Origin of the sequence: Paenirhodobacter populi, assembly GCF_004022215.1 — a bacterium.
In the GTDB taxonomy this organism is placed as follows: Bacteria; Pseudomonadota; Alphaproteobacteria; order Rhodobacterales; family Rhodobacteraceae; genus Rhodobacter; species Rhodobacter populi.
Genome location: NZ_SAUZ01000002.1, coordinates 238,583 through 256,812, shown reverse-complemented (window position 1 = coordinate 256,812; position 18,230 = coordinate 238,583). Strand labels below are relative to the sequence as shown.

The 18,230-nt window shown below is 66.3% G+C and carries 15 protein-coding genes; 11 read left to right on the top strand and 4 right to left on the bottom strand.

The window, feature by feature from the left end; translation table 11 throughout:
• Positions 1–189 precede the first annotated feature (189 nt).
• Genes rplI through rpsF form a run of 3 tightly spaced genes read right to left on the bottom strand, consistent with a single transcriptional unit; the run spans position 190 to position 1,408 of the window.
• Positions 190–762 carry a 50S ribosomal protein L9 gene (gene rplI / locus D2T30_RS02800; protein ID WP_128180827.1) on the bottom strand — a complete coding sequence of 191 codons (573 nt, stop codon included), beginning with the start codon at positions 760–762 and terminating at the stop codon, positions 190–192.
• A 12-nt stretch (positions 763–774) separates the two neighbouring features.
• Complete coding sequence (gene rpsR, locus D2T30_RS02795; RefSeq protein ID WP_128180829.1) at positions 775–1,002, bottom strand: 30S ribosomal protein S18; 228 nt, start codon at positions 1,000–1,002, stop codon at positions 775–777.
• A gap of 16 nt (positions 1,003–1,018) precedes the next feature.
• Complete coding sequence (gene rpsF / locus D2T30_RS02790) at positions 1,019–1,408, bottom strand: 30S ribosomal protein S6 (RefSeq protein ID WP_128180831.1); 390 nt, start codon at positions 1,406–1,408, stop codon at positions 1,019–1,021.
• 233 nt (positions 1,409–1,641) lie between these two features.
• Here rpsF and D2T30_RS02785 point away from each other — a divergent pair, with 233 nt between their 5' ends.
• Positions 1,642–3,000: an aminotransferase gene (locus tag D2T30_RS02785; RefSeq protein WP_128207533.1), complete on the top strand. Its 1,359-nt coding sequence runs from the start codon at positions 1,642–1,644 to the stop codon at positions 2,998–3,000.
• A gap of 338 nt (positions 3,001–3,338) precedes the next feature.
• Here D2T30_RS02785 and parA read toward each other — a convergent pair whose 3' ends face one another.
• Positions 3,339–3,983 (bottom strand): ParA family partition ATPase, encoded by a 645-nt coding sequence (gene parA / locus D2T30_RS02780; RefSeq protein WP_128180835.1) that lies wholly within the window; start codon positions 3,981–3,983, stop codon positions 3,339–3,341.
• Positions 3,984–4,306: 323 nt separating this feature from the next.
• Here parA and D2T30_RS02775 point away from each other — a divergent pair, with 323 nt between their 5' ends.
• From D2T30_RS02775 to copM, 10 genes are all read left to right on the top strand, one after another.
• Positions 4,307–5,422, top strand: a complete 1,116-nt coding sequence (locus tag D2T30_RS02775; protein ID WP_128180837.1) for an ABC transporter substrate-binding protein — start codon at positions 4,307–4,309, stop codon at positions 5,420–5,422.
• 86 nt (positions 5,423–5,508) lie between these two features.
• The gene (locus tag D2T30_RS02770; RefSeq protein WP_128180839.1) at positions 5,509–6,387 is read left to right on the top strand and encodes an ABC transporter permease; all 879 of its coding nucleotides are present in this window, start codon (positions 5,509–5,511) and stop codon (positions 6,385–6,387) included.
• Positions 6,384–7,166: an ABC transporter permease gene (locus tag D2T30_RS02765; protein ID WP_128207532.1), complete on the top strand. Its 783-nt coding sequence runs from the start codon at positions 6,384–6,386 to the stop codon at positions 7,164–7,166. Before D2T30_RS02770 ends, D2T30_RS02765 begins: the two co-directional genes overlap by 4 nt.
• Positions 7,163–8,209, top strand: a complete 1,047-nt coding sequence (locus D2T30_RS02760; protein ID WP_128180843.1) for an ABC transporter ATP-binding protein — start codon at positions 7,163–7,165, stop codon at positions 8,207–8,209. Before D2T30_RS02765 ends, D2T30_RS02760 begins: the two co-directional genes overlap by 4 nt.
• 94 nt (positions 8,210–8,303) lie before the next feature.
• Positions 8,304–10,508, top strand: coding sequence for a YjbH domain-containing protein (locus D2T30_RS02755; RefSeq protein WP_128207531.1), 2,205 nt, complete (start codon positions 8,304–8,306; stop codon positions 10,506–10,508).
• Positions 10,505–11,206: a YjbF family lipoprotein gene (locus D2T30_RS02750; RefSeq protein ID WP_128207530.1), complete on the top strand. Its 702-nt coding sequence runs from the start codon at positions 10,505–10,507 to the stop codon at positions 11,204–11,206. Before D2T30_RS02755 ends, D2T30_RS02750 begins: the two co-directional genes overlap by 4 nt.
• 369 nt (positions 11,207–11,575) lie before the next feature.
• A complete protein-coding gene (locus D2T30_RS02745) occupies positions 11,576–13,090 on the top strand; it encodes a YifB family Mg chelatase-like AAA ATPase (RefSeq protein WP_128207529.1) in 1,515 nt (504 codons plus the stop codon).
• 70 nt (positions 13,091–13,160) lie between these two features.
• Positions 13,161–16,262, top strand: a complete 3,102-nt coding sequence (locus D2T30_RS02740; protein ID WP_128207528.1) for a valine--tRNA ligase — start codon at positions 13,161–13,163, stop codon at positions 16,260–16,262.
• A 45-nt stretch (positions 16,263–16,307) separates the two neighbouring features.
• Positions 16,308–17,420 (top strand): pyridoxal phosphate-dependent aminotransferase, encoded by a 1,113-nt coding sequence (locus D2T30_RS02735; RefSeq protein WP_128207527.1) that lies wholly within the window; start codon positions 16,308–16,310, stop codon positions 17,418–17,420.
• 113 nt (positions 17,421–17,533) lie between these two features.
• Positions 17,534–17,944 carry a CopM family metallochaperone gene (copM, locus tag D2T30_RS02730; RefSeq protein WP_241560542.1) on the top strand — a complete coding sequence of 137 codons (411 nt, stop codon included), beginning with the start codon at positions 17,534–17,536 and terminating at the stop codon, positions 17,942–17,944.
• The last annotated feature ends 286 nt before the right edge of the window (positions 17,945–18,230 follow it).

The window sequence follows — 18,230 nt, the reverse complement described above, 5'->3', positions numbered from 1 at the left end:
GGGGGTGAATTCGCTGAAAGCGAAGAGGGGGCGGCGCCCCCTTCCCCCATCCACAGCCGTTTCCGGTTGGAATCCGGCAGCCCCTTCCCCCCGGCCCGCAATTCCGCGATCCCGGCAACCGTCATCCGCGCATGAAAAAACCGCGCCCTTTGCGGGGCGCGGTTCCGGTCCTTCCCGTAAAGGGAGGGATTATTCTTCGTCGCCCGCGGCGGCGCCGACTTCGTCGAACAGCTCGGCGATCTCGAATTCGGCCTCGGCCTCCTTCTCGGCGGCGAGTTCCTGAATCGACTTGCCCGAAGCCTGAAGCTCGGCTTCCTCGGGCGAGCGCGCGACGTTCAGCGTGATCGTCACATCGACTTCGGGATGCAGGACGACATGCACTTCGTGCAGGCCCAGATCCTTGATCGGCGCCTTGAGCGCGATCTGCTTGCGGTCGATCGAGAAACCACCGGCGGTGGCTGCCTCGGCGGCGTCACGCGGGGTGACCGAACCGTAGAGCGCACCGGCGTCCGACGCCGAGCGGATCACGATGAAGGACTGACCCGCCAGCTTTTCGGCCAGCGATTCGGCTTCCTTCTTCGTTTCCAGGTTGCGCGCTTCGAGCTGCGCCTTGCGGGTCTCGAACGACTTGATGTTGGCGTCGTTCGCGCGCAGCGCCTTGCCCTGCGGCAGCAGGAAGTTGCGGGCGTAACCGTCCTTGACGTTGACGACCTCGCCCATCTGGCCAAGCTTGGCCACACGTTCCAGGAGGATGACTTGCATGGGTCTGGCTCCTTACTTCACGGCGTAGGGAAGCAGCGCGAGGAAGCGGGCGCGCTTGATGGCGCGGGCGAGTTCGCGTTGCTTCTTGGCCGAGACGGCGGTGATGCGGGCGGGGACGATCTTGCCGCGTTCGCTGATGTAGCGCTGCAGCAGACGGGTGTCCTTGTAGTCGATCTTCGGCGCGTTGTCGCCCGAGAACGGGCAGACCTTGCGGCGGCGGAAAAACGGTTTGTTGGCCATGGTTACAGTCCTCCGATCAACGACGTTCGCGGCGCGGGCCGCGGTCGTCGCGGTCGCCACGCGGGCCACGGTCATCACGCTCTTCGCGCTTCTGCATCTGGATCGAGGGGCCGTCCTCGTGGGCGTCGACCTTGACGGTCAGGACGCGCATGACATCGTCATGCAGGCGGGCCAGACGTTCCATTTCCTGCACGGCGGCAGAGGGTGCGTCGGTGCGCAGATAGGCGTAATGCCCCTTGCGGTTCTTGTTGATCTTGTACGCCATCGTCTTGACGCCCCAGTATTCCGAGGCGACGACCTTGCCGCCGTTGTCGGCGAGAACGGTCGAGAAATGTTCGACGAGGCCTTCGGCCTGCGCGTTGGACAGGTCCTGACGCGCGATGAGGACATGCTCGTAAAGCGGCATGTATGCTCCTGTTGCAATGGGCGGCTTCATAGGAGGGCAAAACTTCCGCTGCCCGCCACGAGAGGCTCCGCCGGTTCAGATGATTGCGGAAGTCCGGGCCTTATACGCGGATCGGCCGGAAAAGCAAGCCGCGAAAAGCGCGCCGCCCCAAGCCCCGCCCATTGACGCCGCCGTTGGCGCGGATAGCCTGCCCACAACCGGAATTTCGGGCGAACAGGATCAAGGAGAGCATCATGGGCAACAACAGCTGGGAAGCCAGGGCGGACGAATATTCGCTTTACGGCTTCACCGACCTGCCTTCGGTCCACGAACGCGGCGCGGTCGTCGTGACGCATGGCGAGGGACCCTATGTCTTCGACACCAAGGGGCGCAAGTATCTCGATTCCAATTCGGGGCTGTGGAACATGGTCGCGGGCTTCGACCATCCGGGGCTGATCAAGGCGGCGCAGGATCAATATGCGCGCTTTCCGGGCTATCACGCCTTTTTCGGGCGGATGTCGGATCAGACGGTGCTGCTGAGCGAAAAGCTTGTCGAGGTGTCGCCCTTCGACCGGGGCCGGGTGTTCTATACCAACTCGGGGTCCGAGGCGAACGATACGATGGTCAAGATCCTGTGGTTCCTGCATCAGGCCGAGGGCAAGCCGCAGAAGCGCAAGATCCTGACCCGGCAGAACGCCTATCACGGGGTGACGGCAGTGTCGGCCTCGATGACCGGCAAGCCCTACAATTCGGTCTTCGGCCTGCCGCTGCCGGGCTTCCTGCACCTGTCCTGCCCGCATTACTGGCGCAACGGCAAACCCGGCGAGACCGAGGAACAGTTCACCGCCCGCATGGCCGCCGAGCTGGAAGCCACGATCATCAAGGAGGGCGCCGACACGATCGCCGGTTTCTTCGCCGAGCCGGTGATGGGCGCGGGCGGGGTCATCCCGCCGTCCAAGGGCTATTTCCAGGCCGTCGCGCCGATCCTGAAGAAATACGGCATCCCCTTCATCGCCGACGAGGTGATCTGCGGATTCGGCCGCACCGGCAACACCTGGGGCAGCCAGACCTATGACTTCATGCCCGACGCGATCATTTCGTCGAAGAACATTACCGCCGGGTTCTTCCCGATGGGAGCGGTGATCCTCGGGCCGGAACTGGCGGACCGGGTGCAGGCCGCCTCGGAGGCGATCGAGGAATTCCCGCATGGCTTCACCGCCTCGGGCCATCCGGTCGGCTGCGCCATCGCGCTGAAGGCGATCGACGTGGTGATGAACGAGGGGCTGGCGGACAACGTCGTGCGTCTTGCCCCGCGGCTGGAGGCCGGGCTGGCCGAGATCGCGAAGAACCCGAACATCGGCGAATTGCGCGGCATCGGCTACATGTGGGCGCTGGAGGCGGTGGCGGACCGCGCGACGAAGACGCCTTTCGCCTCGACCCTCTCGGTGTCGGAGCGGATCGCCAATACCTGCACCGACCTTGGCCTGATCTGCCGCCCGCTCGGCCAGTCGGTGGTGCTCTGCCCGCCGTTCATCCTGACCGAGGGGCAGATGGACGAGATGTTCGAGAAACTCGACAAGGCGCTGAAGAAGGTGTTTGCCGAAGTCGCCTGATGGCGAACGGGGAGGAGGGGTCCAGCCCCCTCTTCGCTTTCAGCGAATTCACCCCCGGGATATTTATGGAAAAACGACGGCAGGGGGATTTCCTTGCATCCTGCGATGACGTTGGTGAGGCGCGGGATGTGACAGGGCGGCGGCGTTTTCCGGGGGCCGCGGGTCTTACGGCCGAGGCTGTGTCAGGACGCGCCTTCATGACGGCGGCGTAGAACGAGTTCCATCGTGAAGCCAGCCTCGGGCCATATAGACGCGTCGATGCGAACATAGGTGCCACTGTGGAGAACCGCATTCTGCGTTGCGATGCCGAATCCGGGTTTTGACACGCCCTCGGCCCTTCAGGCCGCGTCGGAAGCCTCCGCCGCGGCCATGACGGCGAGCAGAAGCGCCTCGACCTCCGCCACGGCAGGACTGCGCCGGGCCTCGACCACGCCGAGCCCCTGCCCCAGCGTTTCCGCATAGATCACCCGATGCGCCAGCGTCGCGGGCAGCAGGTCGCCTTCCAGCGCCTCTGCCGCGGCCCGCACCTCGGCATCCAGCCGCGTGCGGCCCCGCACCCGGTTCAGCACCAGTTTCGGGCGCTTTCCCTCGCGCCGGGCGAGGTCGAGCACCCCCTCCGTCGCCCACAGATCCATCAGGCTGGCGGCGATCGGCACCAGAATCACATCCGCCTCGCGCAGCGCCGGGCGAAGGTCGCTGTCGACCTTGGGCGGGGTGTCGACGATCACCACATCGACCTGACGGCGCAGCTTTTCGACCTCGTAGCTGACCCCCCAGGCGGAGGAGGTCGAGAAATCGACCCCGACATCGGACAGACTGGCGCGCCGCGTCATGAACCAGCGGCCGAGCGAGCCCTGCGGATCCGTGTCCAGCAGCGCCACGTGCCGCCCCTGCCGCAGCAATGCCGTCGCCAGATTGACGGCGAGCGTGGTCTTGCCCGCCCCGCCCTTCTGCTGCGCCACGGTGATCACCCTGCCCGTCATGTCCGTCCCCCTCCCCGGTTCCGCCTGCTGTCCGACCTAAACAGATTCTCGTCCGTCTGCCTACCGCGCCGCGCTGCCGCGACGATGGGAAACACCTGCGCGCCGGAGCTGCCTATTTCCTGCGCAGAATATGTGGCCCGGCCGGAAGATGACGGTATTGCAACAGTTTTGTTGCAACGGTCGGAATTTCGGGCAAGTGTTGACCCGTGAATCAATAAAACCGCGGCCCGGGTGCCTGTGTCGCATGATTGTCATGGAACGCACCTAGGAGCAGATAGCGCCCGTTCCGGGCCCGCACTTCCGACCGATGGGGAGAATTGAAGATGACGAAGCATCCTGCGCGCTGGCTGAAAGGCGGCCTTGCCGGTGCGGCCGCGCTGCTGGCCACGACCGCCCTTGTCCAGGCCGAGGATCTGGCCTCGCTGGAAGCCGCCGCCAAGAAGGAAGGCATGCTGACCACCATCGCCCTGCCGCACAGCTGGTGTGGCTATGGCGACGTGATCGCCGGCTTCAAGGCGAAATATCCGGAAATCACCGTCAACGAGCTGAACCCCGACGCCGGTTCCGCCGACGAGCTCGAGGCGATCCGCGCCAACAAGGGCAACACCGGCCCGCAGGCGCCCGACGTGATCGACGTGGGCCTCGCCTTCGGTCCGCAGGCGAAGGAAGAAGGGCTCCTTCAGCCCTACAAGGTCTCCACCTGGGACGAGATCCCGGACGAGATCAAGGACGCCGACGGCTACTGGTACGGCGACTATTACGGCGTGATGTCCTTCATGGTGAACAAGGACCTCGTGGATACCGTTCCGGCCGACTGGTCGGATCTGCTGAAGCCGGAATATGCCGGTCAGGTGGCGCTGGCGGGTGATCCGCGCGCCTCGAACCAGGCGATCCTGAGCGTTCTGGCCGCGGGCCTTGCCGAAGGCGGCGCCTCGGGCAAGGAAGCCGGGGAAAAGGGTCTTGAGTTCTTCAAGAAGCTGAACGCGGCGGGCAACTTCGTGCCGACGATCGGCAAGGCGGGCACGCTCGCGCAGGGTGCGACGCCGATCGTCATCGCCTGGGACTACAACGCGCTGTCCTGGCGTGACGGGCTGAACGGCAACCCGCCGGCGGATGTCGTGGTTCCGGCTTCGGGCGTTCTCGCGGGTGTCTATGTTCAGGCGATTTCGGCCCATGCGCCGCATCCGAACGCGGCGAAGCTGTGGATGGAATACCTCTACTCCGACGAGGGCCAGACCGGCTGGCTGAAGGGCTACTGCCACCCGGCGCGCTTCAACGCGATGTCGGCGGCGGGCAAGATCCCGGCCGAGCTGCTGGACGCCTTGCCCCCGGCCGAAGCCTATGCCAAGGCCTATTTCCCGACGCTGGAAGAAGTCGACGAGAACAAGGCCGCCGTCACCGGCAGCTGGGATTCGGTCGTCGGCGCCAACGTGCAATAACATCGGCGGAGCCCGCTCCGCCTGCATCCGCGCGCCGGTCCCGTCCGGCGCGCGGACCTTCGTTTCGGAGAAAGCCGGACCTACACGTGACCGATACCCCTCCCCCCGTCACGGCGCGCAGGCGCCTTCCGCTGACATGGCTCGGCCTGCTGCCCTTCGGCCTGTTCATCGCCCTGTTCCTGATCGCGCCGACGATGAAGATCGTGATCGGCGCCTTCCAGACGCCTGCGGGCGGCTTCACGCTGGACAATATCCGCGGCCTGTTCACCACCTCCATCCTCAACAGCTACTGGATCTCGATCAAGATCTCGTTCGCCTCCTCGGCGATCGGCTGCCTGATCGGCTTCCTGATGGCGGCGGCGGTGGTGCTGGGCGGATTGCCCAAGGTCATCCGTTCGCCGCTGATGACATTCTCGGGGGTCGCCTCGAATTTCGCGGGCGTGCCGCTGGCCTTCGCGTTTCTGGCGACGCTCGGGCCGCTCGGTCTGGTGACGGTGTTCCTGCGCACGGAATTCGGCATCAACCTGCGGGCCATGGGGTTCAACATCCTCAGCTTCTGGGGCCTGACGATCACCTATCTGTTCTTTCAGATCCCGCTGATGATCCTGATCATCACCCCGGCGCTGGAAGGGCTGCGCCGCGACTGGCGCGAGGCGGCGGAATGCCTTGGCGCCAGCGCCGTGCAATACTGGCGCATGGTGGCGCTGCCGATCCTGTTTCCGGCGATCCTCGGCACCTTCGCGCTGCTCTTCGCCAATGCCTTCGGCGCCGTCGCCACGGCCATCGCGCTGACGGGATCGTCGCTGAACATCGTGCCGATCATGCTGTTCGCGCAGATCCGCGGCGACGTGCTGGGCAATCCGCATCTGGGCTATGCGATGGCCTTCGGCATGATCGTCGTCACCGGCGTCGCCAATGTGGTCTATATCTGGCTGCGGGTCCGGTCGGAAAGGTGGCTGAAATGAGAAAGGCCGCCTCCTGGGCCATCCTGCTGCTGGGCATGGCCTATTTCATCCTGCCGCTGATCGGCATGGTGGAATTCTCGCTGTCGATGAAGCGCGGCGAATACAGCTTCGAGGCCTATCGCGTCGTCCTGGCCGATCCGCGCTTCCGCGAGACCTTCATGTATTCGGTGGTGATGGCGCTGCTGACCATCGCCTTCGGCGTGTTTCTGGTGGTGCCGACGGCCTTCTGGGTGCGGCTGAAGATGCCGTGGATCCGGCCCTATATCGAATTCGTCACCCTTCTGCCGCTGGTCATCCCGGCCATCGTCATCGTCTTCGGCTATATCCGGCTTTACAACACCTCAAGCTGGCTGCCGCTGACCGGCTCGCTGACGGGCACCAATGCGCTGCTGCTGTTCGGCTACATGACGCTGTCGCTGCCCTACATGTATCGCGCGATCGACACCGGGCTGCGCACCATCGACGTGGCGACCCTGACCGAGGCGGCGCAGTCGCTTGGCGCGGGCTGGGTGACGATCCTTGCGAAGGTGATCCTGCCCAACGTGCTGGTGGCGGTGCTGTCGGGCGCCTTCGTGACCTTCGCCATCGTCATGGGGGAATTCACGCTGGCCGCGCTGCTCAACCGTCCGGCCTTCGGCCCGTATCTGCAGCTCATGGGCGCGAACCGGGCCTATGAGCCCTTCGCCCTTTCGACGATCGCATTCGTCATCACCTGGGCGTGCATGGGGCTTCTCAACCTCGTGACCCGTTTCTCGAAATTCGACAAGGCACCGCGATGAGCTTTCTGAACATCTCGCATCTGGAAAAATCCTTCGGCCCGACGCGGGTGGTGAAGGACTTCAACCTGAGCGTCGAGAAGGGTGAGTTCATCTCGCTCCTCGGGCCTTCGGGATGCGGCAAGACCACGGTGCTGCGCATGGTCGCGGGGTTCGAGGAGCCCTCTTCCGGCGCGATCCTGATCAGCGGCAAGGACGTGGTGAAGCTGCGCCCGAACCAGCGCAACATCGGCATGGTGTTCCAGTCCTACGCGCTGTTCCCCAACCTGACGGTGGCGCAGAACGTCGGCTTCGGGCTGAAGGTCAAGGGCGCCGGCAGCGCCGAGATCCGCACCCGCGTGGGCGAGATGCTCGAGCTGATCGGCCTGCCGGATCTGGGCGGGCGCTATCCGTTCCAGCTTTCGGGCGGGCAGCAGCAGCGGGTGGCGCTGGCCCGGGCGCTGGCGCCGAAACCGCATATGCTGTTGCTGGACGAACCGCTTTCGGCGCTCGACGCCAAGGTGCGGGTCTCGCTGCGCAACGAAATCCGGTCGATCCAGAAGGAACTGGGCATCACCACGATCTTCGTCACGCATGACCAGGAAGAGGCGCTGTCGATGTCCGACCGCATCGTCGTCATGCACGCGGGCATCGCCGAACAGGTGGGCACGCCCTCGGACATCTATTCCCGCCCCGCCACCCGTTTCGTCGCCGGGTTCGTCGGCACGCTCAACACGATCGAGGCCGAGGTTCTGGACAGCGCCATCGGCCGGTTGCGGCTGGCCGGGGTGGAAACCATCCTCAACCGGCCGGTGCCCGACGGCACGGTGACGCTGGGGCTGCGGCCCGAGGCGGTCTCGCTTGGCCAGAACGGCCATGACACGGCGGTGACCGGCACGATCACCGAGGTGGATTTCCTCGGCTCGGTGATCCGGCTGCGGGCCGATCTGGGCGGGCAGACGATCGCCTTCGACACCTTCAACACCCCCGGCACGGCGCCGCCGACGCTTGGGGAAAAGGTGGTTCTGGGCCTGCGCTCCGCCGATCTGCTGGTCATCGAGGACTGAGCCCCCTGCCGGGATTTGCCGCTCCGGCGGCTTTCCCTCTCGCGCATCTCCGCAAAGCCGTTATAAACTGGAAAAAAAGACGCTGGAGGGCACGGTGACCAGATCGATCACGCACGCGGGACGCGGCGCGAACGGGCAGAGCTTGAAACGACGCAGGAGGAAGGGACGCAAGGCCGGGATGGCCGGCGCGCTCGGGGTCTTTTCCGTCGTCATCGCTGCCGTTCCCGCCGGCCATGCGGAGCCCCTGACCGGCGGCAGCCGCAACACTTTCGGCATGCCCGGCCTGATCGACATGCCCAGTGCCGAGGTCCGGCCGGACGGCGAGCTGGGCCTTGCGCTGAGCTGGTATCAGGGCGGGACGCAGCGCAACAACATCACCTTCCAGATCGCACCGCGCGTCACCGGGGCCTTCCGCTATTCGCGCGTGCCGGGACTGAAGCCCGATCCGGACGAGCCGGGCGGATATGGATCGCTCTACGACCGGTCCTTTGACCTGCATTTCCAGTTTCTGGATCAGGGGCAATGGGCGCCGTGGATGCCGGCGATGGCGATCGGGGCGCGCGACTTCATCGGCACCGGCACCTATTCGTCGGAATATGTCGTGGCGACGAAGGACATCCTGCCCGGCCTGCGCGCCACGGCGGGGCTTGGCTGGGGGCGGCTCGGATCGTCGGGCAGCATCGGGAACATCGGCCACCGGCGTCCGTCCGACTTCACCGACACGGGCGGAAAGTTCAATGGCCGCAATCTGTTCCGCGGCGACATTGCACCCTTCTTCGGGCTGTCCTACGCGCTGAACGAGGATTGGACGCTGAAGGCGGAATATTCCTCGGACAGTTATGCGCAGGAGGAAGAGCGGAGCGATTTCTCCCGCCGCTCGCGGGTGAACGTGGCGGCCGCCTATCGGTTCAACGACCTCGTAAGCGCGCAGGTCTATTACCTGCACGGCGACAAGGTCGGCCTGCAATTCGCGCTGAGCATCGACCCCAAGGACCCGCCGTTCCCCTCGGGGATCGAGAAGATGCCCCTGCCGGTGCGCCCGCGCCCGGCGCCCTCGGCCGATCCCGAGGGCTGGTCGGGCGCCTGGGCCGATGACCCGACCGCCCGGCCCGCCATTCAGGATGCCCTCGCGCAAAGCCTGAAGAAAGACGGGCAAATCCTTGAATCCATGTCTCTTACCGCGACCCGCGCCGAATTGCGCGTGCGCAACGAAACCTATGGCTCCGAGGCGCAGGCCGTCGGCCATGTGGTGCGGATGGCGACACGCGCGCTGCCGCCCTCGGTCGAGACGATCGTGGTGACGCCGATGAAGAACGGCGTGCCGCTGTCCTCGCTGACCTTCCGGCGCACGGATATCGAGCGGCTGGAAAACACCAATTCGGCCGAGATCGCGCAGCGCGTGGCGATCACCGGGGCCACGGACGACAGGGGGCAGGTCCGCACGCCCGAGGTCTATCCGCGCTTTCAATGGGCGCTGACGCCCTATGTGGACGCGACCTTCTTCGATGCCGACGAACCCTTCCGCATCGATCTGGGGGCCGAGCTTTCGGGCCGCTACGAGGTCCTCCCCGGCCTGATCTTTTCCGGCGCGCTGCGCCAGAAGATCGTCGGCAACCGCGACAAGAGCGACCGGGTTTCGGATTCGGTCGTCGCACATGTCCGCTCGGATCAGGTCGAATACGACAAGCATGGCGATCTGACGATCCCGCATCTGCAGGCCGCCTTCTACAGCCAGCCGGTCGATGACATCTACGCCCGCGTCACGGTGGGCCTTCTGGAACAGATGTATGGCGGCGTGTCGAGCGAGCTTCTGTGGAAGCCGGTGGACAGCCGCTTCGCCCTGGGGATCGAGGCGAACTGGGTGCAACAGCGCGCCTATGACCAGCGGTTCAGCTTCCGCGACTACACCACCGTCACCGGCCATGTCTCGGCCTATTACGACATCGGCAAGGGCTATACGGCGCAGATCGACTATGGCCGCTATCTGGCCAGGGACTGGGGCACGACCATCACCCTCGACCGCGAATTCGAGAACGGCTGGAAGGTCGGCGCCTTCGCCAGCTTCACCGATATGTCGAGCGACGATTTCGGCGAGGGGTCCTTTGACAAGGGCATCCAGATCACCATCCCGATCGCCTGGGCCACGGGCCGGCCGACGCTCGGCAAGATCGACAGCGTGATCCGCCCGCTGACGCGCGACGGCGGGGCCAAGCTCGATGTCGACGGGCGGCTCTATGAAACGATCCGCAACGCCCATACCGGCGATCTCTATGACGGCTGGGGGAGGTTCTGGAGATGACCCCCGTGCTGCGCCGTGCCGTGGCCGGGCTGCTTGTCGCAGCGCTCGCGGCCTGCGGTTCGGACCAGAGCGAGAAGGAAGGCACCGAGCTTGCGGCCGAGACCGCGAAAGGCATCGTCGGTCTGTTGCCGATCCCCTTCCTGAAGAAAGGCGGCGCGCCCGCCGCCGCGCCGAATGCCGAGGCGATGGCCCTGTCGGCGATGGAGACGAACCGCGGGCCGCTGATCCTTGCCTCCTTCGAGGCGCAGGGGATCACCACCGTCCTTGGCATGATCGGCGAGAATGGCGCGATGCGGACCTATGCGACGCCATCGTCTCAGGCGATGATCCTGCGGGGTGGGATCCTCGCGGGGACGCGGGGCTTCGGGCATGACATGATCTCCGCCGATGTGGCGGCGGTGGGCGCGCTGATCCGGGGCCGCACCACGGGGGGGGCGGCAAAGGTGCTGCGATTCCTCGACGGGCTCGGGCTCGAACGGCCGCTGCCGCTGACCTGCGCGGTGCGCACCGGGGTGGAAAGCACCTATCCCTTCGCCGGGCAAAGCTGGACCGGGACACAGGTGATCGAGCATTGCGAGGGCTCGGGCGCGGTGATCGACAACAGCTATATCGTCGGGGCCGATGGCGCGATCATCGCCTCGCGGCAATGGATCTCGCCGCAGCTCGGCTATGTGACGATCCAGACGATCCGGGGTTAGGCCGGAAACCCGGCGCTGGCGGGGAGGCCGCAAGGGGCGCTGCCCCTCGCCCGTGCCGGGCTCACCCACGGGACGAAGTTCAGACTGTCTCGCACGCGCACGAATACGTCCACGCCCTTGTGAATCGTCACGATACGGCCCGGCTTCCTTTCATCTTTCCTCAAATATCCCGGGGGTGAGGCGCTTGCGCCGAGGGGGCAGCGCCCCCTGCGCCCCATCCATCCGCGCTTCCGTCCGGTAACAGCGGGGCATTTGTCCCCGAAGGTCATCCAACTCTTGCGGATAATGTCGTGTCTTTCGGCCAAGCGTTAACCCGTCATTAACCGATCCCGCCGCAGGCTGAAGATCGGATGGAATGGCGGGGATGCGGTGGTCACGACAACCTATACGGTGGCGTTCGAGGGGGCCGAGGCCCGCCTGATCGAGGTGCAATGCGCGCTGGCCGCCGGGCTTCCGGCCTTTACCATCGTCGGCCTGCCCGACAAGGCGGTCAGCGAGGCGCGCGAACGGGTGCGCGCGGCGCTGGCGGCGCTGTCGATCGCACTGCCGATGAAACGGATCACCATCAACCTCGCCCCGGCCGATCTGCCCAAGGAGGGACCGCATTTCGACCTGCCGATCGCGCTTGCGCTGCTGGCCGCGATCGGCGTTCTGCCGGCGGAGGAGGTGGCGGGGATCGTTTCTCTGGGCGAGCTGTCGCTCGACGCGCGGATCATGGCGGTGCCGGGCGCCCTGCCCGCGGCCCTTCTGGCGGCGGAGGAAGGGCACGCGCTGATCTGCCCGCGTGCAAGCGGCGCCGAGGCCGCCTGGGTCGCCGCCGCGCCCGTCTTTGCCCCCGCGACGCTGCACGAGGCTTTGCGCCACCTGACGGGTGAATCGCCCCTGCCGCAGGCGCTGCCCGGGGCCGCCGCGCCCCCCGCCCCCGGCATGGACCTGCGCGAGGTGAAGGGCCATGCGCGGGCGAAACGCGCGCTGGAGATCGCCGCCGCCGGGCGCCATCACCTGCTGCTGATCGGCCCGCCCGGCAATGGCAAGTCGATGCTGGCGGGGTGCCTGCCCTCGATCCTGCCCGACCTGACACCGGCCGAGGCGCTGGAAACCTCGATGATCCGGTCGGTGGCGGGGGATCTGCTGAATGGCGCGATCTCGCGCGCGCGGCCGTTTCGCGCGCCGCATCACACGGCATCAAAGGCGGCGATGACCGGCGGCGGGCGCCATGCGCGGCCCGGCGAGATGAGCCTTGCGCATAACGGCGTGCTGTTTCTGGACGAATTGCCGGAATTCGCGCCGCAGGTTCTGGAAACCCTGCGCCAGCCACTGGAAAGCGGCGAGGTCGCTGTGGCGCGGGCGAATGCCCATGTCACCTGGCCCTGCCGCTTTCTGCTGATCGCCGCCGCCAATCCCTGCCGCTGCGGCCATCCGGGCGATGCGGCGCGGGCCTGTTCCAAGGCACCCCGCTGCGCCGAGGATTATCTGGGAAGGCTGTCGGGGCCGCTCCTCGACCGTTTCGATCTGCGGCTGGAGATGCCGCGCATCGACTGGCGCGATTTCGCCGCGCAGCCCGAGGGCGAAAGCTCCGCCACCGTGGCCGCGCGGGTCGCAGCCGCCCGCGCCCGGCAGGCAGCGCGCTACCGCGACCTGCCGCAGATCCGCACCAATGCCGAGGCGCAGGGCAGCCTGCTGAACGATATCGCCGCGCCGGATGCCGAGGGGCGCGAGATGCTCGCCCAGATGGCTGAACGTGTCGGGCTGAGCGCGCGGGGCTACACCCGGGTGCTGCGCATCGCCCGCACCCTCGCCGATCTGGACGGGAGCGAGCGGGTCCGCGCCCCCCATGTCGCCGAGGCGGCCGGTCACCGCATCGCGCTGTCGCTGCCGGCCTGAACGTCGTTCCCCCTTGGCCTGCCCGTCCCGATTGGGTAGGAACGTCGGGCCTGACGAAGGGACTGCAGCGATGACCATGGAAAAGACGTTCGATGCGGCCGGGGCCGAACCCCGGATCTATGCGAAATGGGAAGAGGCCGGGGCATTCCGGGCCGGAGCGAACGCCTCGCGGCCGGAGACGTTCTGCATCATGATCCCGCCGCCGAATGTCACCGGCGCGCTGCATGTCGGCCATGCGTTCAACAACACCATTCAGGACATCCTGATCCGCTGGCACCGGATGCGCGGCTTCGACACGCTCTGGCAGCCCGGACAGGACCATGCGGGCATCGCCACGCAGATGATGGTGGAAAAGGAACTGGCGAAGACGCAGCAGCCGTCGCGCACGGAACTGGGCCGCGAGGAATTCCTGAAAAAGGTCTGGGAATGGAAGGGCAAATACGGCTCGACCATCATCGGGCAGCTCAAGCGGCTGGGATCGTCCTGCGACTGGTCGCGCAACGCCTTCACCATGTCGGGGGCGCCCGGCGCGCCGGCGGGCGAGGAAGGCAATTTCCACGACGCGGTGATCCGCGCCTTTGTCGAGATGTATGACAAGGGCCTGATCTATCGCGGCAAGCGGCTGGTGAACTGGGACCCGCATTTCGAAACCGCGATTTCCGACCTCGAGGTCGAGAATATCGAGGTCGCCGGCCATATGTGGCACTTCAAATATCCGCTGGCGGGCGGGGCCACCTATACCTACCGCGAGAAGGATGCCGAGGGGAACGTGATCCTTGAGGAGGAGCGCGACTATATCTCCATCGCCACGACCCGGCCCGAGACGATGCTGGGCGACGGCGCGGTGGCGGTGAACCCGTCCGACGAACGCTATGCGTCGATCATTGGCAAGCTGTGCGAAATCCCGGTGGGGCCGAAGGAATTCCGCCGCCAGATCCCGATCATCGCCGATCCCTACCCCGATCCGGCCTTTGGCTCCGGCGCGGTGAAGATCACCGGCGCGCATGATTTCAACGACTATCAGGTGGCGAAGCGCAACGACCTGCCGCTCTATCGGCTGATGGACACACGCGCGCAGATGCGGGTCGATGGGCTGGACTACGAAGCCTCGGCCAGGCGCGCGGCGGAAATCGCCAATGGCGCAAGCTTCACCGAGGCCGAGGTCGACAGCCTCAACCTCGTGCCCGAGGATCTGCGCGGGCTCGACCGTTACGAGGCCCGCCAGAAGGTGATCGACGCGGTGACGGCCGAAGGGCTGGCCGTGATGATCCCGAACCCGAAATGGGGCGAGGATGGCGAAGCCGCCATGCTGCCGCTGGTCGAGAACAAACCGATCATGCAGCCTTTCGGCGATCGGTCGAAGGTGGTGATCGAGCCGATGCTGACCGACCAGTGGTTCGTCGATGCCGACAGGATCGTCGGCAAGGCGCTGGATGCGGTGCGCAGCGGCGAAACGGTGATCCTGCCCGAGTCGGGCGAAAAGACCTATTTCCACTGGCTGGAGAATATCGAGCCGTGGTGCATCTCGCGCCAGCTCTGGTGGGGGCACCAGATCCCGGTGTGGTATGGGCTCGATCTGGGTGCCAAGGGGTTCCGCGACGACGAGGGCGACGGATCGCTCGATCTGGTCGAGATGGGCCGCCTGCTCGTCACCGACGAGATGGTGCATCGCGATCCGGTGCATCACTGCGCCGCGTCCTTCGAGGCGGTCGCCGATGCCTTCCTGGGCGAGATCGCCGACCTGCCGGTGCCGCTTGGCAACATGCGCGTGGTCGAAGTCGCGGACAAGCAGGCTGCCATCGAGACGCTGGCCGCGAGCCTCGCCGATTATGAGATTTCCGAGGATCCGACGAAGCTCGTCTATCCCGTCTGGCGCGACCCGGACGTGCTGGACACATGGTTTTCCTCGGGGCTGTGGCCGATCGGCACGCTCGGCTGGCCCGAGGATACGCCGGAGCTGCGGAAATATTTCCCGACCGACGTGCTGGTCACGGGCTTCGACATCCTGTTCTTCTGGGTGGCGCGGATGATGATGATGCAGCTTGCGGTGGTGGATAAGGTGCCGTTCCACACGGTCTATCTGCATCAGCTCGTCCGGGACGAGAAGGGCAAGAAGATGTCGAAGACGGCGGGCAACGTGATCGACCCGCTGCTGATCATCGACGAATATGGCGCGGATGCGCTGCGCTTCACCAATGCCTCGATGGCGGCGCTTGGGGGCGTGCTGAAGCTCAGCCGCGACCGGATCGCGGGATACCGCAACTTCGGCACCAAGCTGTGGAATGCCACCCGCTTCGCCGAGATGAACGGCGTGTTCGAGGGGCCGGTGCCTGTCGCCGTGCCGCAACCGACCCATACGGTGAACCGCTGGATCATCGGCGAAACCGCGCGCGTGCGCGAGGCGGTGGATACGGCCTTCGCCTCCTATCGGTTCAACGACGCGGCACAGGCGCTGTATGGGTTCGTCTGGGGCAAGGTCTGCGACTGGTATGTCGAATTCGCCAAACCGCTGTTCGACACCGAGGATGCGGATGAAACCCGCGAGACGATGCGTTGGGTGCTCGACCAGTGTGACATCCTGCTGCATCCGATCATGCCCTTCATCACCGAAGAGCTTTGGGGCCTGACCGGCGACCGGGCCAAGATGCTGATCCATGCCGACTGGCCGACCTATGGGGCCGAGCTGATCGACCCTGAGGCCGACCGCGAGATGAACTGGGTGATCGACCTGATCGAGACGATCCGGTCCTCGCGCGCGCAGATGGGGGTGCCGGTCGGGCTGAAGCTGCCGATGGTTCTGGCCGAGGCGGATGATGCCGCCCGCACCGCCTTCGCCCGCAACGAGGCGCTGATCTTCAAGCTCGCCCGTGTCGATGCGATCACCGAGGGGGCGATCCCCAAGGGGGCGATCTCGATCCCGGTGGCGGGGGCGCTGTTCGGCCTGCCTCTGGAAGGGGTGATCGACGTCGCGGCGGAAAAGGCGCGGCTGGAAAAGGCGCTGGCGAAGATCGGGAAAGAGGCGGCGGCGCTGCGCGGCCGGCTCTCGAACCCGAAATTCATCGAGAACGCGGCCGAAGAGGTGATCCTCGAGGCGCGGGAAAACCTTGCGGCGCGCGAGGACGAGGCGCAGAAGATCGCCGCCGCCGTCGCGCGGCTGGCCGAACTCGGCTGAACCATCCGGGGGGCGGAGACGCCCCCCTCGCAGAAAGGGACCGCCATGACCGGACCGCGTTACACGCCGCTGATCGAAACCCTGCCCTCGACCGTGCCCTTCGTCGGGCCGGAAACGCAGGAACGCCGCATGGGGCATCCGTTCCGGGCGCGGCTTGGCGCGAACGAGAACGGCTTCGGCCCCAGCCCGCGCGCCATCGCCGCCATGGCGGCTGCGGCGGGCGATGTCTGGATGTATGGCGATCCCGAGAATTACGACCTGAAACAGGCGCTGGCCGCGCATCACGGCTGCGCGCCGGAAAACATCGTCGTCGGCGAGGGGATCGACGCGCTGCTGGGTTACCTCGTGCGGCTGACGGTGGCGGAAGGCGATGCGGTGGTGACCTCGCTAGGCGCCTATCCGACGTTCAATTTCCACGTCGCGGGCTATGGCGGCACGCTGCACCGCGTGCCCTATCGCGGCGATCATGAGGATCCCGAGGCGCTGATCGCGCTGGCGCGCGAGGTCCGGCCGAAGCTGATCTACATCGCCAATCCCGACAATCCGATGGGCTCCGCCCATCCGGGCGAGGTCATCCTGCGCATGGTCGAGGAGGTGCCGGAGGGCACGCTTCTGGTCCTCGACGAAGCCTATGTCGAGCTTGCGCCCGAGGGCACGGCCCCCGCGATCCCGCCCGAGGATCCGCGCGTGATCCGCTTCCGCACCTTTTCCAAGGCGCATGGGATGGCGGGCGCGCGCGTCGGCTATGCGATCGGGGCGAAGCCGCTGATCCAGGCCTTCGACAAGATCCGCAACCATTTCGGCATGAGCCGGATTTCCCAGGCAGGCGCGCTGGCGGCGTTGCGGGATGCGACCTGGCAGGCCTACATGCACCGCCTGATCGCCGCCGCGCGCGACCGGATCGGCGGGATCGCGGCGGAAAACGGGCTGACGGCCCTGCCCTCGGCCACCAATTTCGTCGCCATCGACTGCGGCCGCGACGGCACCTTTGCCCGCGCCGTGCTGGAGGAGCTGACCGGAGACGGCATCTTCGTGCGCATGCCGGGCGTCGCGCCGCTCGACCGCTGCATCCGCGTCTCCTGCGGGCCGGAGGCCGATCTGGACCGCTTTGCCGCCGCCCTGCCCGGCGCGCTCGACCGCGCCCGCGCGCGCGCCTGATCCGGCCAGCCGGTCGCGCCGCCGTGCGGCCAACGTTACAGACCCATCGCCGAGTGGTGATTTGCGGCCGTGCGCGTCCGGGTGCAGGGTCGTGCCAACCTCGGGAGACAGAGATGAACAGAATCAGCCGCAGCAGCATCCTTTCCATGGTCGTTCCGGCCCTGATGGTCCCGGCCCTTTGCGCCCATGCGCAGGAGAGCGGAACCATGCCCGCCCATGACATGGCGAACATGACCGGCGGGGCCAATGCGACGGCGGATGCGGCGCCCTCGACCCTTGCCTTCATGCAGGCCGCGACGCAGATGCACCGGACGATGGAGATCCCCTATACCGGCGACGCGAATGTCGATTTCATCCGCAGCATGATCCCCCATCACGAAGGGGCGATCGCGATGGCAAAAGTGGCGCTGGAATATGGAACCGATCCGCAGGTTCGCAAGTTGGCAGAACAGGTCATCACCGCGCAGCAGGCCGAGATCGACTGGATGAACGCCTGGCTCGCCGAGCACGCGCCGACCAAATGAGCCCTCACGGAATACTCCCGGGTTTTGAACCTTCCCGGGGGTGATCGCGGGCGGCGGGGGTATCCCTCCCCTTGCCGCCCGCCTTGAAGGCGGTTCGCGGGCCGGGGCTGTCTGTGGACCCTTCATCTTTGCCTGAGCATGATGAGGCGGGTCCATCCTTCCCGTGGAAGGACCCCCGCCGAAGGCCGGGCGTTCCCTTCCGGGGCATCATCGGTTTCAAGACAGGAGCGCGGGCGCGACCGGATGGGGTGGCGAGGGGGCCAGCCCCCTCTTTGCGCATGCGCGC

What these genes read in the sequence shown, in the direction of transcription:
- rplI (WP_128180827.1), bottom strand. Translation starts at nt 762, where the DNA reads ATGCAAGTCATCCTCCTGGAACGTGTGGCCAAGCTTGGCCAGATGGGC.
- rpsR (WP_128180829.1), bottom strand. Translation starts at nt 1,002, where the DNA reads ATGGCCAACAAACCGTTTTTCCGCCGCCGCAAGGTCTGCCCGTTCTCG.
- rpsF (WP_128180831.1), bottom strand. Translation starts at nt 1,408, where the DNA reads ATGCCGCTTTACGAGCATGTCCTCATCGCGCGTCAGGACCTGTCCAAC.
- D2T30_RS02785 (WP_128207533.1), top strand. Translation starts at nt 1,642, where the DNA reads ATGGGCAACAACAGCTGGGAAGCCAGGGCGGACGAATATTCGCTTTAC.
- parA (WP_128180835.1), bottom strand. Translation starts at nt 3,983, where the DNA reads ATGACGGGCAGGGTGATCACCGTGGCGCAGCAGAAGGGCGGGGCGGGC.
- D2T30_RS02775 (WP_128180837.1), top strand. Translation starts at nt 4,307, where the DNA reads ATGACGAAGCATCCTGCGCGCTGGCTGAAAGGCGGCCTTGCCGGTGCG.
- D2T30_RS02765 (WP_128207532.1), top strand. Translation starts at nt 6,384, where the DNA reads ATGAGAAAGGCCGCCTCCTGGGCCATCCTGCTGCTGGGCATGGCCTAT.
- D2T30_RS02760 (WP_128180843.1), top strand. Translation starts at nt 7,163, where the DNA reads ATGAGCTTTCTGAACATCTCGCATCTGGAAAAATCCTTCGGCCCGACG.
- D2T30_RS02750 (WP_128207530.1), top strand. Translation starts at nt 10,505, where the DNA reads ATGACCCCCGTGCTGCGCCGTGCCGTGGCCGGGCTGCTTGTCGCAGCG.
- D2T30_RS02740 (WP_128207528.1), top strand. Translation starts at nt 13,161, where the DNA reads ATGACCATGGAAAAGACGTTCGATGCGGCCGGGGCCGAACCCCGGATC.
- D2T30_RS02735 (WP_128207527.1), top strand. Translation starts at nt 16,308, where the DNA reads ATGACCGGACCGCGTTACACGCCGCTGATCGAAACCCTGCCCTCGACC.
- copM (WP_241560542.1), top strand. Translation starts at nt 17,534, where the DNA reads ATGAACAGAATCAGCCGCAGCAGCATCCTTTCCATGGTCGTTCCGGCC.